This is a genomic window from Candidatus Methanomethylophilus sp. 1R26, from assembly GCF_001481295.1.
Classification (GTDB): Archaea; Thermoplasmatota; Thermoplasmata; order Methanomassiliicoccales; family Methanomethylophilaceae; genus Methanomethylophilus.
This window is the reverse complement of the sequence record NZ_LOPS01000049.1, coordinates 26,582-42,794: the sequence shown is the minus strand read 5'-3', so window position 1 is coordinate 42,794 and position 16,213 is coordinate 26,582. Positions and strand designations below refer to the sequence as shown.

14 protein-coding genes and 2 pseudogenes are annotated in these 16,213 nt (G+C 60.7%); 8 read left to right on the top strand and 8 right to left on the bottom strand.

The features are described from left to right. The first annotated feature begins 14 nt into the window (after window positions 1-14). Window positions 15-1,055: a cobyrinate a,c-diamide synthase gene (locus tag AUQ37_RS08720; protein WP_235585053.1), complete on the top strand. Its 1,041-nt coding sequence runs from the start codon at window positions 15-17 to the stop codon at window positions 1,053-1,055. Next, window positions 1,040-1,399, top strand: a complete 360-nt coding sequence (locus AUQ37_RS11600; RefSeq protein ID WP_201013891.1) for a hypothetical protein — start codon at window positions 1,040-1,042, stop codon at window positions 1,397-1,399. The genes AUQ37_RS08720 and AUQ37_RS11600 overlap by 16 nt, the downstream gene beginning before the upstream one ends. A 15-nt stretch (window positions 1,400-1,414) precedes the next feature. Here AUQ37_RS11600 and AUQ37_RS11595 read toward each other — a convergent pair whose 3' ends face one another. Beyond that, window positions 1,415-1,552 carry a hypothetical protein gene (locus AUQ37_RS11595; RefSeq protein ID WP_201013890.1) on the bottom strand — a complete coding sequence of 46 codons (138 nt, stop codon included), beginning with the start codon at window positions 1,550-1,552 and terminating at the stop codon, window positions 1,415-1,417. A gap of 2 nt (window positions 1,553-1,554) precedes the next feature. Next, window positions 1,555-2,196: a ZIP family metal transporter gene (locus AUQ37_RS08715; RefSeq protein WP_201013889.1), complete on the bottom strand. Its 642-nt coding sequence runs from the start codon at window positions 2,194-2,196 to the stop codon at window positions 1,555-1,557. Window positions 2,197-2,324: 128 nt separating this feature from the next. Between AUQ37_RS08715 and AUQ37_RS08710 the strand changes: the two genes are divergently transcribed. The 3 genes from AUQ37_RS08710 (at window position 2,325) to AUQ37_RS08700 (ending at window position 6,002) form a co-directional block, all read left to right on the top strand. Next, window positions 2,325-2,708 carry a CopG family ribbon-helix-helix protein gene (locus AUQ37_RS08710; protein ID WP_058748265.1) on the top strand — a complete coding sequence of 128 codons (384 nt, stop codon included), beginning with the start codon at window positions 2,325-2,327 and terminating at the stop codon, window positions 2,706-2,708. Window positions 2,709-2,846: 138 nt separating this feature from the next. After that, window positions 2,847-4,589, top strand: coding sequence for a hypothetical protein (locus AUQ37_RS08705; protein ID WP_058748264.1), 1,743 nt, complete (start codon window positions 2,847-2,849; stop codon window positions 4,587-4,589). A 108-nt stretch (window positions 4,590-4,697) separates the two neighbouring features. Continuing rightward, the gene (locus tag AUQ37_RS08700) at window positions 4,698-6,002 is read left to right on the top strand and encodes a cation:proton antiporter (protein WP_058748263.1); all 1,305 of its coding nucleotides are present in this window, start codon (window positions 4,698-4,700) and stop codon (window positions 6,000-6,002) included. A gap of 175 nt (window positions 6,003-6,177) precedes the next feature. On the opposite strand, the gene AUQ37_RS08695 is transcribed toward AUQ37_RS08700, so the two are convergent. Continuing rightward, window positions 6,178-6,348: a preprotein translocase subunit Sec61beta gene (locus AUQ37_RS08695; RefSeq protein WP_058748262.1), complete on the bottom strand. Its 171-nt coding sequence runs from the start codon at window positions 6,346-6,348 to the stop codon at window positions 6,178-6,180. A 124-nt stretch (window positions 6,349-6,472) separates the two neighbouring features. Here AUQ37_RS08695 and lysS point away from each other — a divergent pair, with 124 nt between their 5' ends. Further along, window positions 6,473-8,149 carry a lysine--tRNA ligase gene (lysS, locus tag AUQ37_RS08690; protein ID WP_082662505.1) on the top strand — a complete coding sequence of 559 codons (1,677 nt, stop codon included), beginning with the start codon at window positions 6,473-6,475 and terminating at the stop codon, window positions 8,147-8,149. A gap of 36 nt (window positions 8,150-8,185) precedes the next feature. Here the strand turns inward: lysS and AUQ37_RS08685 are convergent, their stop codons facing one another. From AUQ37_RS08685 to AUQ37_RS12695, 3 genes and pseudogenes are all read right to left on the bottom strand, one after another. After that, window positions 8,186-9,274, bottom strand: a complete 1,089-nt coding sequence (locus AUQ37_RS08685; protein ID WP_058748261.1) for a DNA topoisomerase IV subunit A — start codon at window positions 9,272-9,274, stop codon at window positions 8,186-8,188. Further along, window positions 9,271-10,292 (bottom strand): annotated as a pseudogene (locus tag AUQ37_RS12700) (hypothetical protein). Before AUQ37_RS12700 ends, AUQ37_RS08685 begins: the two are co-directional and overlap by 4 nt. Before the next feature lie 257 nt (window positions 10,293-10,549). Beyond that, complete coding sequence (locus AUQ37_RS12695; protein ID WP_235585052.1) at window positions 10,550-11,317, bottom strand: DNA topoisomerase VI subunit B; 768 nt, start codon at window positions 11,315-11,317, stop codon at window positions 10,550-10,552. 310 nt (window positions 11,318-11,627) lie between these two features. Here AUQ37_RS12695 and AUQ37_RS08675 point away from each other — a divergent pair, with 310 nt between their 5' ends. Further along, window positions 11,628-12,284 carry a hypothetical protein gene (locus AUQ37_RS08675; RefSeq protein WP_058748260.1) on the top strand — a complete coding sequence of 219 codons (657 nt, stop codon included), beginning with the start codon at window positions 11,628-11,630 and terminating at the stop codon, window positions 12,282-12,284. Window positions 12,285-12,842: 558 nt separating this feature from the next. On the opposite strand, the gene AUQ37_RS08670 is transcribed toward AUQ37_RS08675, so the two are convergent. Continuing rightward, window positions 12,843-14,072: a zinc ribbon domain-containing protein gene (locus tag AUQ37_RS08670; protein ID WP_058748259.1), complete on the bottom strand. Its 1,230-nt coding sequence runs from the start codon at window positions 14,070-14,072 to the stop codon at window positions 12,843-12,845. Between the two features lie 9 nt (window positions 14,073-14,081). After that, entirely contained in the window at window positions 14,082-14,963 is an 882-nt protein-coding gene (gene mutM, locus AUQ37_RS08665) for a bifunctional DNA-formamidopyrimidine glycosylase/DNA-(apurinic or apyrimidinic site) lyase (RefSeq protein WP_058748258.1), read from the bottom strand. A gap of 84 nt (window positions 14,964-15,047) precedes the next feature. Here mutM and AUQ37_RS13790 point away from each other — a divergent pair. After that, window positions 15,048-16,159: pseudogene (locus AUQ37_RS13790) on the top strand (OBG GTPase family GTP-binding protein). Window positions 16,160-16,213 lie beyond the last annotated feature (54 nt).

Here is a 16,213-nt window from a genome sequence, read left to right as displayed (position 1 = left end):
TCCGTCCCCGCGTGATGATCGCCGCCCCCTCGTCCGGGAGCGGGAAGACCACCGCCGTCTGCGGGATCCTGCAGGCGCTGGTCAACCGGAAGATGAAGGTCTCGTCGTTCAAGTGCGGGCCCGATTACATCGACCCGATGTTCCATGAGAAGGTCATCGGGACCAAGTCCAGGAACCTCGACAGCTTCTTCACCGATGACGGGACGCTCCGCTACCTGTTCGTGCGCGGGTCCGAAGGGACGGACATCTCTGTCATCGAGGCGGTCATGGGGTTCTACGACGGCAGGTCGACGGACTCCGTGATCGGCTCGTCCTACGAGATATCCGAGAAGACCCAGACCCCGGTGGTCCTGCTGGTCAACGGCCGCGGGGCGGCAATCTCCATCGCCGCCGTGGTCAAAGGGTTCAAGGAATTCAGGAGCAACCTCATCAAAGGATGCATACTGAACAACGTCAGCGCCCAGACCTACGCCGCGCTGAAGCCGGTCATCGAGAAGGAGGCTGGAGTGGAGGTCATCGGGTACATACCCAGATTGAAAGATATGGTGCTCAGCAGCCGGCACCTGGGCCTGGTCCTCCCGGACGAGGTGGAGGAGCTCAGGGACGGCCTGAACAGGCTGGCCGCTATCCTCGAGGAGTCCCTGGACATCGGGAGGATCATCGAGATCGCCGGGACCGCGCCGGAGATCGACGGCGAAGCCCCCGCCCACGGGAAGCTGGACAGGCCGGTGAGGATCGGCCTGGCCTCCGACGAGGCGTTCTGCTTCACCTATGCCGACAACATCCTGCTCCTGCAGGAGTGCGGGGCCGAGATCGTCCCCTTCTCGCCCATGAGGGACGCCCGCATCCCGGACGGGGCGGAGGGCATAATCCTCTCCGGAGGGTATCCGGAGCTGCACGGCGCCGAGCTCAGCGGCAACACCTCCATGCTGGAGGACATGCGCAGGAAGATCGGAGCCGGGATGCCGGTCCTCGCCGAGTGCGGCGGCTTCATGTACCTCCACGAGAGGATGGAGGACGCGACGGGAAGGTGTGGCCGATGGCCGGCATCGTGAAGGGCGAGGTGAGGAACACGGGGCATCTGAAGAGGTTCGGCTACGTCACCCTCACATCGGACGATCCGGACTCCATCATCGCCGGCGGGGTCAAAGGCCATGAGTTCCATTACTGGGACAGTTCCAACTGCGGCAGCTCGTGGAAGGGCGTGAAAACGTCCGGCAAGGTCTACGACTGCGGCCATGAGGAGGGGAACATATCGGTCGGGTTCCCCCATCTCTATTATTATTCCAATCCCGAGGTCCCCTACCGCTTCCTGAGAAGATGCGAGGCGTGGGGGTCCGTGAAGAAGGCCCGGCCGGACGAACGGCGTATAGAAGAAGACAGCGGGAGAGGGGCCTGAGCCCCTTTCTTCCGTTCAGATGTCGACATCGCCCATCAGCGATTTGCTGAGCAGGGCGACGGCGAAGCAGACGGCGATCCCGACCAGGAAGATCAGGAGCTGGGCGTTGTCCCTCTTCTCATGCCTGAACGCCTCCGGGATCATGTCGCACATGGTCACGAAGCGAAGATGCCGACGGAGAAGCACAGCGCGATGCCGGCGGTATCGAGCCCGCCGGTATCCATGGCGAAGTACGACGCGACGGCCGCCAGCGGGGATATGGCGCTGAAAACGACGAGGTAGGCCCAGGCGCGGCCGTGGCCGTGGGACATGAGCATGGTGGAGGACAGGGAGAACACCACCACGGACTTGTGGAGGCACAGGGCGATGAGCACCATGATGCCGACATCCTCGCCGGCGATGAACGCCGCCGCCAGGGCAAGGCCGTCGAAGAAGGAGTGGATCGCGAGGCCGATGAAGGCCGAGAGCGATGTGATGTCATGCTCGGTCTCCTCGCAGGCATCCTCCTTCATCAGGTATTTCTTCACCAGGAAGTCCGCCGCGAACAGCAGGAGGAACCCGCAGAGCATGGCGATGGCCATGGTGTCCTCGGAGACGCCGTTGTCCCAGCTCCTCTCGAGGGCTTCCGGGAGCAGCATGAGGAACAGCACTCCGACCATCACGCCCGCGCTGAATGTTATCAAGCGGTGCAGGTCCCTGTGCTTCTCCCTTCCGATTATGAAAGGGATCCTCGCGGCCGCCAGGGTGATCGCGAATATGACCAATGCGAACACGATGATCGCAGTGTCGTTGTCCATGTTCCGCCCATTCTCCGATTTTATTATTAAAAGATGATTGGCTTATTATTAACAATCGCTTCCGTGAAGTATCTTTCTTATTAACTGCATTGCAACCTCTTAATAACTTACATCTGCGTAGCGCAGCCATGGCGATCGTGAGCGTCTCCCTCAGCGAGGAGAACATTGCTGAATTGGACAAGATACAGGATACATTCGGATTCAGCGGGCGTTCGGAAGCGGTCCGCGCGGCCATCGCCTCCGAGATAGAGAAGATGGACGACATGGAGAACCTGGAAGGCCTGACGGAGGGCGTCCTCATCACCATCCGCCGCGACCATTCGGACCCGTGGATGAGCATAATCCAGGCGAAGCACCAGGACGCTATCAAGACGCAGCTCCACTCCCACCTGAAGAATAAGAAATGCCTCGAGGTGATGGTGATCTCCTGCGACGCCGAGGACCTCAAGGAGATGCTCCGGGAGATAGAGCGCACAGGGAAGGCGGACTACGTCAGATTCGTGAGCGGGTGACCCTCCGAGAACATAGCCAGATGTCAATTTTTCACAAGCGATGGCTTCCCGTCCGCGCGGCCGTCGCGCTCCGTCCGGCACATGCTCGGAGAATCTATTAAATATCGACTTTCCGATAGAGTTGGCGGATGGATTCAAATGCACTCGGGAAATGCATTAGCGGACAGCGTCAGCGCTGTTTTTTCGAAGATAGCCGGCAAGCTTAAGACTCTGGGGCGGCGCATCAGGCTCTCCGTCGAGAACGAGGACGAGGAGCTCGAGCCCAGGGACTTCAGCTCTCAGCGCACGGCCCGCATATCGTCTCCTTCGGCCCGCGGGCTCGGAGCAGGCTATGAGGGGAAGGACGGGAACGGCTCGCCCGTCTACATCAGGAAGCAGTCCGAGGACGCGGACTTCGGCGGAACACCGGAGTACACGCCCGTGTACAGGCCGGTCTACGACGACCAGATGAAGGGCTTCGAGACCACCGAGGCCCCCGCCGCCGAGACCGATGAGGACATGCCCTTTATGTTCCAGAGGAAGAGGCCCGAGTACAAGCGCGTCGATTATACCAAGACCGAGGTCATCACAGGCGAGCCGATCAACCAGTACAGCGATGATGCTGTCCCCGACGGTCTCATGGACATAGGGAAGACCGCGCCCGCCGAGGCAGCCCCTGCAGCGGAGGTCCCGGAGGTCCCTGTCGCTGCCGTTGTTTCCGATCTGACCGAGGAAGCGCCCGCTGCCGAGGTTTCCGCAGAGGTTCCCGAGGCCCCTGTCGCCGTCATCGAGGAGGTGCCTGCAGAGCCTGAGGCGGCTCCCGTCACAGAGATTCCCGAGGTTCCAGCGGCTGTCAGTGTCTCCGACCTGACCGAGGAGGCCCCCGCCGTTCCTGCGGCAGCAGCATCGGAAGCTCCTGCCGAGGCTGCCGCTGTTCCCGAGGCGGAGGTCCCTGAGATTGCTGAGGTATCCGTTCCCGCCGAGCCTGCAGCGGAGGTCCCCGAGGCACCTGCAGAGGACTCTGCCGAGCCCGAGATCAGCACTGACGACATCATGTTCCAGCTGGCCATCGCAAGCACCGACGCAGAGGCCCTCCATGCCGCGATCGAAGAGGCAAGCGCCTTCGTCCGCCCCGAGGCCATCGCGGCCGAGCAGTCTGAGTACGAGGAGAGCAGCGTAGACGCGGCCCTCCTCAGCGAGGCCGCTGAGGCGGTTCCCGCAGCAGAGGTCCCCGCCGCCGCTGAGGCGCCTTCCGAGCCGGAGCAGCCCGCACATCCGTACAGGATCCCGGAGACCGGCATGCTGGCACTTCCTGCCGCGGTCTCCGTCGAGGCCCTCGGTGCGCCTGCAGCCTCCGCGCCTGCCATCGCCGCGGCGGCCGAGGTGCCTGTCCTGCCCGCTCCTTCCGCATCCGCGCCGGTCACCAGCACCGTGGTGGCCGTTCCCAGGCTGCCCAAGAAGACCCTCGAGGAGCTCGAGGCGGAGGCGTCCGAGCGCCAGCCCTTCCCGGAGCCGTCCTCCGAAGGCATCGCGGCCGGAGAGGACATAGACTACATCGTCCCCTCCTCGCCGCTCAATGTCGCCGAGACCAGGATGACCGGCACCGTGTCCGGCGTCAGGACCAGGACCGTCACCGAGATCGTCGACCTCGACCGCGACCTGCTGTTCACGGCCAGGGGCGACATGCTCAGCGACGAGATCCTCTCCATGGACTGCACCTCCGACGATGACTCGGAGCTCCCCGAGGACGGCCTCGAGGGCTATGACCGCAGGTTCAAGATCAGGATGAAGCCCCAGCCCAGGGAGGCTCCCCGCGCCGCAGTCCAGGTCCCCCCGGTCCTGATGAAGATGGGGTACGTCCCCTACCGCTTCACCGGCGACCTGAGGTCCCTGAGGCACTGAACCTGCCGGGCCTCCCCGGCCCGGAAACATCTTCCGCTGTTTCTTTTCCGTCATTCCGCGCGCGCGGACTCGTGCGTTTTATAAGCCCAATCCAGATATCTCTTCCCCATGGAACTGCTTCCGATCCTTCTGATGCTGGTAGTGCTCTTCTTCTTGGCACGCATCGGAAACCGTGTCGTTGAGCACTTCGGCATCCCCGGCCTTATCGGGGAGATAATCGTCGGCATAATCATCGCCAACCTGACATTCGGGGACTGGTCGCTGCTCGAGGACGGCCTGGAACTGATCATGCCGGAGCCCGGGGAGGACTCCACGAACACCAATTATTCCGTGCTCTATGCTCTGAGCGAGCTCGGCGTCATCTTCCTGCTGTTCTCGGTAGGCCTGGAGACCAAGGTCAACGACCTGCTGAAAGTGGGCAAGAGCGCCATGTACGTCGCGGTGCTGGGTGTCATCGTCCCGTTCATCCTCGGATACGCCTACATCGAGCTCAACGACGGGAACTTCCACCATGCGATGTTCCTCGCCGCCGCCATGGTCGCCACCTCCGTGGGCATCACCGCCCGCGTCATCAAGGAGATGGGGATGATGAACAAGCTCGAATCGAGGATCATCATCGGCGCCGCCGTCATCGATGATGTTCTCGGCATGATCGTCCTCGCGATCGTCAAAGGGGTCGCAGGGACCGACGGGGGCATATCCGTCGGAGCAGTGGCCGAGGTCATAATCGTGGCCGCGGTGTTCGTCCTCGTGGCCATCGCCTTCGCCAAGTACGCCATGCCGAAGATAGTGGACAAGGCGGCCGGCTACGCGAGGAGGAAGGAGAAGACCCAGGGAGTCGATGTGTTCGCCATCGCCATCCTCGTCTGCCTGTTCATGGCCTGGCTGGCGGAGTCCATCGGCCTGGCGGCCATCATCGGGTCCTTCCTCGCCGGCATGCTGTTCGCCGATTACGCCGAGAAATGGAACCTCAGCCACAAGGTGGACGTGCTGACCACCTTCATGATCTCGTTCTTCTTCCTCCACGTCGGGATGCAGGTCAACATCAGCGACTTGAAGGACACCGAGGTCATCATCGAGGCGGTGGTGGTCATAATACTCGCGGTGATCGGCAAGTACGTCGGCTGCGGGCTCGGCGCCAAGGCCGCGGACAGGAGCCTGTCCAAGAGCTCTGTCAACATCGTCGGCGTGGGCATGATCCCCAGGGGAGAGGTGGGCATAATCGTCGCCTCCATCGGCCTGAACACCATCGTGGACGGCGCGCCTGCGCTTTCCAACTCCCTGTACACGGTCATCGTGCTGATGGCGGTCGCCACCACCATAATCGCGCCTCCGATCCTCTCGAAGCTGTACGCGAAGAAGTACCCGCCCGAGGCCATGGAGCTGGAGACGGACAACAACTGCCCCATCTGATGAAGGGGCGCCGGGCCTAACGGCCCGGAACATTTTTATTTTCTTTTTCAGCCGCAAGGAATAGGTTCCGGCGGAACAGACCCAGCAAGATAACAGGCCGATGGTAATTATTGCAGCGGATGCTTCGCGCATCCGCCGGTTCTTTAGGAAAATAGGGGCGATGCCCCAGTCCCGCTCAGTTCACAGGGATGAACACAGGCAGGACGATGATGAGGATGGTGAAGGCTATCGCGAGGGCGACGACCGTCCTGGGGCCTACCTTGATTCCTTTCTGATCTTCGGAGTCGAAGTACCTCATCAGCCCTGCGGACGATGAGAAGGATTGGCCCTTGTCTTCTTTTGCCATTGCGCTTTCGTATCATAGGACCGTATTTAATATATTCCCTTATAGGCGCGGAAACGGATCCTCCCGGACGCCCGGATTTGGGCAAATAATTTTTATAAGATACACCTAGACGCGCACGATCGCAATGCACTGGGCAGACGTAATCGCCAAGGACATCGCCGAGAAGGCGGAGCATCCCCTCATCGCCACCGGCATCAGTCCCACCGGCATCATTCATGTAGGCAGCCTCAGGGAGGCAATCACCGGAGAATCCATCAGGAGCGCCGTCGAGGGGCTCGGGAAGGACGTCAGGCTCATCTACCTCATCGATTCCTTCGATCCTCTCAGGAAGAGGTACGATTTCCTTCCGGCGGAGTACGAGAAATACGTCGGGATGCCCATCTGCAGGATACCCTGCCCCTGCGGGAAGCACAAGAACTACGCCCACCACTTCGTGCAGCCTTTCCTCGATGCAGTCAACGACCTCGGGGTCCACTGCGAGATCATCTGGACCTCCGACCTCTACAGGGAGGGCAAGTTCGACAAGGCCATCGACCTGACGTTCAAGAAGAGGCAGCAGATCATCCAGATCCTGCACGAGGTCTCCGGCAAGCCCGCCGACCCCAACTACGCCCCGTACAACCCCATCTGCTCGAAGTGCGGCAGGTACACCAAGCCCATCTTCGACACGTACGAGTACCCGTACGTCGAGTACCAGTGCAGCTGCGGGTTCCACGGCAAGGCTGACATCCGCACGGACGACGGCAAGCTGACGTGGAGATGCGAGTGGCCGGCCAAGTGGATGATCTTCGGCACCTCCGCCGAGCCCTTCGGGAAGGACCACGCCGCCGCTGGAGGGTCCTACGACACCGGGAAGAGGATCGTCAAGGAGATCTTCGGATGCGAGCCCCCGTACCCCGTGCCCTATGAGTTCGTCCAGCTCAAGGGCGTCGGGCAGATGCACAAGTCCACCGGCTCGTCCGTCACTGGCCTCGACGCCATCAAGATGACCCCTCCCGAGGTCCTCAACTACCTGTTCCTCAGGGTCCTGCCGTCCAGGGCCATCGATTACGACTCCGGCCTGGGCCTCCTCGACATGGCCGACGAGTACGACCGCATGGAGGTCGCCTACTTCACCAAGCAATACTCCGAGGCGGAGGAGAACGCCGTCCGCGCCTACGAGATCGCTCAGCACAACCACGTTCCCAAGAGGCAGCCCGTCGAGGTGTCCATGAAGCACCTGTGCAACGTCGTCCAGATGGCCCCCGGCGACTTCGAGAAGCAGCTCGAGATCGTGAAGAGGACCGTCGACCTCTCCGATGCCTCTGCCGACGACATCGCAAGGCTGAAGGTCAGGTGCCAGTGCCTCGAGTTCTGGCTGATGGCCTTCGCTCCCGACGTGGTCAAGTTCTCGATCCAGAAGACCATCCCCGCAGGCACCAAGCTCATGATGAACGACAAGGGATTCCTGCAGTCCCTGGTGGCGAGGATGAACGACTGCAACTGGGATTCTGACACCATCGTCAACATCATATCCGAGTGCGGGAAGGCCTCGCCCATCGGCATGAAGAACGCTTACAAGGTCATCTACAACCTCATCATCGGCAAGGACAGGGGGCCGAGGCTCGGTCCCTTCCTGGCCTCGATGGACAAGCAGTTCGTCATAAATAGGTTCAATCAGCCGCTTACAACTGAGCGGCCCCGGGGGACCGGGTCCCCCGATTTTTTTCTCATTTCATCCGAAGCATGCGCGGACGTGGATCGCCCGCGGGTGTCCGAAATAAGGCCTGTATGTCTGTCAGGCGGTCATGCCGGGACATGACGGCCGTCCGATATCAGCGGACGGCCGCATCCACCGTCACAGCAGACCGAGGGCGCTCAGCTTCTCGGGGAGGTACGTATCGGTTACGTAATCCAGCCCGTACTTCGCCAGCGCCTGCTGCTCAGCTTTCTTCCCCATGTCGAGCATGGCGTGGATCTCGCTGTCCCAGAACTCGTCGTTGAACCTGGGGTCGGAGAGCTCCGCATGGAGGGCCCCGATATCCTTGTCGTTCAGCTTGTCGGTCGGGAGGTCGTAGTTGAGGATGTCCGACGCGGTGATGCCGATGAACTGGGCGGTGGGGGTGGCCAGGTAATCCGAGATATGCGCGGTCTTGATGGCCCCGTAGGCGACGGAGGCGAAGATCCTGAACGACCATGGGTCGCCGTCGGTGAAGACCACGACCGGGAGGCCGTTCTCCTCGTTCAGTCTCTTTATGAGCCTCCTGGTGGACCTGGCGGGCTGTCCGGAGAGGTGGACGAGGCAGCAGTTCGCCCTCTCGGGGAAACCGTTCTCGATCAGCCTGGCGTACATACCTCCTGTCTCCAGGGCCATCACGAACTTGACGTCCTGGCTCTTGATCTGGAAGGTCTCGTTCTCGACGCTGTAGGGCACGGCGAAGCCCTGTTCGGACACATCGTCCATGCAGTTGATGTCCTTCATGCCCTTCTTCGTCATGGTGCGGAAGGTGACGTTCCCGTAGACGTGCGCGCCGGACTCCTCGGGCCTGAGCTTGAAGTCCTCCCTCATGCAGTGGGTCATGGTCTCCAGGTCCTCGGCCAGGAGGTTGCCTTCGTCCTGTGTGTGGAACTTGGCCGCGTACCAGCCCTCGGAGATGTAGTACATCTCCCTTAGGGTGGAGGACTTGTTCTCCCTGATCATCTCGTTGATGAAGTCGGTGGTGTAGGCCGTCCTCAGCATGGTCGTGGCGCCCTGGGTCGTCTTCGCGGTCCTGACGGTCTTCATGCTGCCGTACTTCCAGACCTGGGTCATGGGGTCGAACTCGATGTTCCTCTTCGACCTCAGCGGGAGGGTCATCGTGGGGATGTCCCCTCTGTCCAGGGCATCGTACACACCGGTGGCGACCCCCGTGAGCTTCTCCATCGCGTCCTTCTGCCTGTCGTTCATTCGTCTCCCTCCTCTTTCTCGAATTCCTCTTCTTCCAGTTCCTCCTCTTTCTCGGTATCTTCCTCGGAGTCGTCCGCCGGGATATCCTCCTCGGTCTCGGTTATCTCCATGCCCTTGATGCCCCAATCTCCGGGCAGGGCCTCGGCGCCCATGACTATGACAGGATTGATCCCGGAGACGTAGATGTCGTCCGGGTCGAAGGTGTCGGCCATCTCCCCGGTGAGCTCGAAGGAGATCTGCACGGACTTGGAGGATTCCAGGTCCCTCACCACCCACTGCGTCTTCCCTTCCTCGTTCGAGGAGTCGTAGAACGGCGATCCGGTCACGCGCTCGTTGACGCAGTCGGCTGGGAGCGCGGCATGGAGCATGAAGGTGTGGGGGCGGACCGTGTAGTTGTAGATGGTGTAGCTGATCGCGTACCCCTTCTCGGTTTTCTCCTTCTTCGGCTCTATCCATACCACGTTCATGATCTTCGTGATGGTGCGGCTGAGGTCAGGCACCGGCCTGCCGAGCTGGGCGGAGATCTTGTTCGCCAGGTCCGGGAGGATCTTCTGGACGATGTCGAACTTCTCATGGGTCTTGCTCTTGCGCTCCATCTTGTTCAGGTGCGACTTGAGGTTCCTGGCGACCAGTCTGAGGGCGTTGATGATCTCGTCGTAGATCTCCGGGATGTTGGCGATGGCCTCCTTGCCCTCGGAGGTGAACGGCACTTTGGTGGATGCGACGTGTACGAGGATGATGGCGGGGCCGAACGGCATGCCCTTCCCGCCTCTCTGCTCCAGGCCGTACCTGCGCCAGTCGAAGTCCTGGACGGCCTTGGTTATGCGTCCGCGCCCTGCTGGTAGAGCAGGGGGACGCGGTTGGCGAACCTCATGATGGTCACCTGCCCGTCCGAGGGGATCTCGCCTCCGTAGACGATGCCTGCTTCGACGGTGAACGGGTTCCCGGACACCGCATGGGCGGGGCGGGTGACCGGGGTCGCGTAGTATTCGGGGCGCAGTCCGTCGAGGATGTGCATGAGCCCCTTCTTGATCAGTATGTCGCCGATAGGCGAGAGGCAGTCGGCGGGCGGCTCCATGATCTTAGTGTCCGCGATGGCCGAGATGAGCTTCATGCTGCCCTCGCGGCCGAGGTCCGCCGGTTTCGATGCGGGGTCGACGCCCGCTTTCTTGCAGATGTCGTTGGCGATGCGGGCGGTCATCCTGCAGAAGTCGTTCTTCAGGAACTCCCTGACCGTGGGCTGCTCCGAAAGGGAGGAATAGGTCATCATGTCGCCTATCTCCATGCCTTTCGGGTGGGGCTTGATCTCGACGCCTTCGGCGGCATGATGTCGGTCGCCCTCTCGAAGGTGTAGATTTTGCCGTCGGGGTCGTGGAACTCGATCCTGGCGTGGGGGTTGACGATGGCGGTCTCCTTCAGGTATTCGAAGATGGACTGCTTGCCGGTGATGTAGCGGCCTTTGGTCGTGTACTCAATGAGCGTCCCGTGGGCCTTGTCCACCCAGGGGAACGGGTGGTCGTTGGTCACGATCGGGCGGTTGGTCTTCGTATCGACTGCGATGTCCATCTCCCAGGCGACCTCGTCGTCGCCCTCGATCCTGGATGCGATGTGGGCGGGCCTCCCCGTCGATACGTTGGCGTACATGACGGTCGCGGAGATGCCTATTCCCTGCTGCCCCCTGGACTGCCTCATGGCGTGGAAGCGGGAGCCGTAGAGCAGGCGCCCGAAGACGTTCGGCATGGCGCGGTGCACGATGCCGGGCCCGTTGTCCTCGATCGAGACATGGAAATCCTCGTCGCCGACCTTCGATATCTTGACAATCACGTCAGGGAGGATCTCGGCCTCCTCGCAGGCATCCAACGAATTGTCGACCGCCTCCTTCACTCCCATCAGGAGCGATTTGGCGCGCGAGTCGAATCCGAGGATTTGCTTGTTCTTCTCGAAAAATTCGGTGACGGAGATCTCATGCTGTTTGTCGGCGAGCTCCTCCGCGGTAGCCCTCCGAGTCCTGGACGCCTTTGCCGTCCCGGTGTCGTTTCCCATCGGACCTCCAATGGGATTGAAGTTTATTATCGTTGCCCAGGATATCAGCGGTATATCATCTGGCACATTGTTTCGGCATGGCATATGCCAGCATACGGCGGAGTCTGCCTGCGGCCGATACGGGGCAGAGAAGAGAGGGCATGCAGGAACCCTGCGGCGATAGCCAGAAGTGCAATTGAACATGCCACAATCAGACGCTGTTTTCAGGGAATCAAATTGTACGAATATAATACCCAGAGAATTGGCGCTTCTACATTTTCGGAATCAGTAAGACCAACAATATTCATATAGGAAAAGCAATCCCGTACTCATGTCATTCCTTGACGACACTAAAACCGTAGGAACGGCAATATGGGCTATCGGTATCCTCGAGATCATCGCAGCCATCATCCTCTTCGTCGGAGCATTCGTCGATGACGACATGAACGACGAGGTTGTTGGCTGGGTTATCCTCGGAGTCGGAGAGCTCATCTGCGCCATTATCTACTTCGCATTCGGACAGCAGATTCGCGGTGGAAAGCAGGTCCACAACAAGATCATCGACAAGCTCGAAGTCACCTCCGGCGAGGACACCTCCTCCAAATTCGGAGTCCTGACCCAGCTCGTCCACGTTGTCGGATACACCACCGTTGTTATCGGTATCTTCTACATCATCGGGTCCTTCGGATTCGACGACATCGGAGGAAGCATCGTTACCGGAATCATCGACCTGATCATCGGCATCATCATCCTCTGGGTCTACAAGAAGATCACCGACGGCAACGTCACCACCTTCGACAAGGTCATGTGGGTCGTCCTCATCGTCGTCTTCATCATCTGCATCATCTCGGCTCTGCTGAGCATGTTCGGCGGCGACGGCGTCGGGCTCATCATCTCCCTGATCGTCGGTATCCTCAACTTCATCGTCTACATCTGCATGCTCGTTTGGATGTTCGACGCTGACGTTAAGGCCAAGTTCGGAATGTGAAACCGATTTAAACTGAAAACGGGCGCCCTCGGCGCCCAACCTCTTTTTCTTCTTCTCTATAATTCTGTGATGCCGGGTATACTCCGGAAGCAAGTCTGCGCCGATCGGCCCCCCTAATAGGAATCCCATCTGCAGTGCTGTGCTTCACCGACGTCTTCTGTGCCTTTATCCACGGCTGTTCCTCCTATCCGCGCTTGCAGTGCCTTCAGAGGGCTGTTAGATCGGGTGACAGTCAGGGCTCTCCGACACTCTGAGCATACAGTATCTTTCCATCGCATCCGCATTCCGCATTCTTCTGTATGGCCGGCTGTGCACCCTTGCAGGACCAGCATACGGCCGTGTGCCGGCAATCGTTTCAAATCTGCGCATGGTGCGGGTGTTTGCGGTCGACGGGGCAGGCACATTCAACGGTGTCTGCCATCTGTGATGCGTGCATCGTAATGAGGCTGAGGGGCTGGGGCCCTGTTCATCAGATCTCAGCATAGAACAATGAAAACCGCCCCTGTTCGGGGCCAAAGGGTTTCGGGGGGGGGAGGAAACTCCCCCCGTTTTGCAGCTTCAGAGCTTCCTGCCGCACTTGGGGCAGACCTCTGCGCCGTCAGGCAGCTCGCATCCGCATCCGGGGCAGACAGCCCTCTCGGATACTTTCTCGATGCTGCCGTCGGACTTCACGATGTCCTGCTCCTCGCCGTCGAACTTGGCTCCGCACTTGGGGCAGACCTTGGCATCGGAGGGGACCTCGGCGCCGCATTCGGAGCACTGGAAGAAGTCGGTCTTCTTCGGCTTCATGGATTCGGGGCGGTTGATGTAGGTCCCGCACTTCCTGCATTTGATCTCTCCCGGGAGGATCAGCGCGCCGCAGTTGTCGCACCTGCCGTATCCCTGGGGGTACAGCCTGCCTTCCTTCTCCATCTTGGTCCTGGTCTTGTTGACCCTGTCCCTGATGAGCCAGACCATTCCGACTATGAGGAAGAACATGATCATGACGTACAGCATGGCATCGGCGCAGCCGACGAAGCTGGGGCCGTTCTTGTCCGCGCCCGTGTAGCCGGTGAGGCTCGCGGTGGACACCGAGCTGCTGTCGAAGGTCCAGTCCGAGGTGCTTTCCCGGTAGGTGTAGGTCCCGGCGGTCTCGTCCGCATCGAAGCTGGTCCCGACGATCAGGTCGAGCTCCCAGAGGGTGTCGGTGCCGAGGGCCTTCTCGTTGAGGGTGAAGACAATGTGCCCGGTGGTGGCGGTCTTGTCGGTGACGGTCATCGTGTTGCTGCTCGCAGGCGCGACAGCGCCGTCCTTGATGGTCATGATGACATAGGCGTCGGCCGAATCCGCCCTGGGGTAGGTGAACAGGATCTGGTTGATGTGGGCCGTGTACATGATGATGGAGTCGCCGTCGTATCCGTCGATATCGTAATCGAACTCGACGGTGTAGATCCCGTCATCGGTATAGGTGTACGTCACATTGGAGAATGCGCCGTGGTCGCTCGGGGTCTTGTCGCTGTTAGCGTCGATGAACTCGGGAGCGACCGACAGGCCTCCCACGACGATCCCGACGACGGCGAACACGGCCCCGAAGGCCGCGATGTCCCTGGCCCTGACCTTGGTCAGCCTGGGGAAGATGTAGAGGATGACGGCGGTCAGCAGCCATCCGATGACCGATCCTCCCAGTCCGATGCAGAGGATTATCAGGCCCAGCGCGAAGGCGATGATCATCGCCACGAACTGCTTGGTGGTGATCGAGCGGAACACCGTTTTGTTCCAATCGATGCTCCCTCCCTTTTTATCTGCCATGGTCGGGAGTTATCCCCCCTGTTCATATAAAGATACCCGACCGGCTCCGGGCCGGCGGTATCGGGGCCTCCGGGGCTGGCATTTGGGGCACCAGAAAGAGCTCCTGCCGCAGATGCGGGAACTCACCAGGGGCGTTCCGCACACGGTGCACGGCTCTCCCTCCCGCCCGTAGACCTTCAGATAATCGACGTCGTAGTACTTCCGCCCCTTCCCTTCGGCATATTCCTCGGCCGTGACCGCGTTCTGGGCCACGGCGAACTCCACGGTCCTGGCGATGCAGCGGGCGAGGTTGTCCCAATCTTCCCGGTCCAGCTCGGAGCACGGGGTCAGGGGGCAGATCCCGGCGAGGAACAGGGCCTCCCCCGACCATATGTTGCCGAGGCCGGCTACTACGGACTGGTCCATGAGGGCGGCCTTTACAGGCATGCTCTTCCCGGACAGCGTCCTGTATAGGTAGTCCCTGTTGAGGGAGGGGCTGTCCGGTTCCGGGCCCATTGATCCGATTCCGGAGCAGCTGTCGTCCTCTCCCTTCCCGAAGACCCAGACGGCCCCGAAGCGCCGGGGGTCCACGAAGCGCATCTGCGAACCGTTATCGAAGGTGACCGCGATGTGCGTGTGCTTCTCGGCCGGGTCTCCGGCCGGGCAGACGTACAGCTGGCCGGTCATTCCGAAGCGGACCACCGAGCGTATCCCGCTGTCATGGCGGATGATGAGCGCCTTCCCGCGCCTGTCTATCCCCGTCACGGTGCTCCCTTCCAGCATCCGCATGTCCTCAGGCGTCCTGTTCTTCAGGATGCGGGTGCCGTCGGCCTCCACGGAGACGATCCGGCGTCCCTCGGCCAGAGGGGCGACGTTCCTCCTGACCGTCTCGATCTCCGGAAGTTCTGGCATATCGGTGCATGATATGCGGCGGATGATTAAAAACGATAATCCCTTAATATGCGATATCAATCAGCAGGGCAGGAGGCGTGACGGATGGCGACGATCGAAGAACAGATCGATGAGCTCGAGAAGGAGATCTCAAACACCAAGAAGAACAAGGCCACCGAAGCGCACATAGGCAAGCTGAAGGCGAAGATAGCCAAGCTCTCCATGGAGAGGGAGCACAGGCTGGAGCAGTCGAGGGCAGGCGGAGGGACCAGGGGTTTCTACGTCAAGAAGGCCGGCAACGCGACGGTCGCGCTGGTCGGGTTCCCGTCCGTGGGAAAGTCCACGCTGCTCAACCAGCTGACCGGAGCGCACTCGGAGGTGGGGGCATACCACTTCACCACCCTGGATGTCGTGCCCGGAGTCATGGAGTACAACCACGCGAAGATCCAGATCCTGGATATGCCAGGGCTGATCAAGGATGCGTCCCGCGGGAAGGGAAGGGGAAGGGAAGTAATCGCGGCCGCCCGTTCCGCCGATATCATCCTGCTCGTCGTGGACATCTTCAACCCGGACCTGAGCGTGCTGATGAAGGAGCTATACAACTCCGCCATCAGGCTCAACCAGTATCCCCCGGACGTCAACATCACGACGTCCCAGTCCGGAGGCATCATCGTCAAGCCGACGCTCAAGCTGACCAAGATCGACGTCGACACCATCAAGGACATGGTGGCGGCCTACGGCCACATCAACGCCACGTCGTCGTCCGCGAGGACATCGATGTGGAGCAGATGCTGGACGTCCTCGCCGGCAACCGTGTTTACATCAAGGCGGTCATGGCCATCAACAAGGTCGATCTTGCCAAACCGGGCCAGCTCGAGGCGGTCATGGAGATGCACAAGGCGTACAAGAGCGTCGGCGTCTCCGCGGCCACCGGCTACAACATCGATGCCCTGAAGCAGGAGATCTATGACCAGATCGATATGATCAGGATCTACCTCAAGCCGCAGGGCCAAGAGGCCGACATGAAGGAGCCCCTCATCGTCAAGAGGGGGAACACGGTCGGCGATGTCTGCGAGCTGATCCACAGGGACTTCAGGAACGCGTTCCGTTATGCCATGGTCTGGGGCAAGAGCGCTAAGTTCCCCGGGCAGACCGTCGGAATGGATCATGTCGTGGAGGATGAGGACATCCTCTGCATCATAGTCAAGAGGTCCTGAGACGGATCTGGGATTTTCCGGCCGGACAGGCGGCGGAAAGGCCGCCGCCGGCCG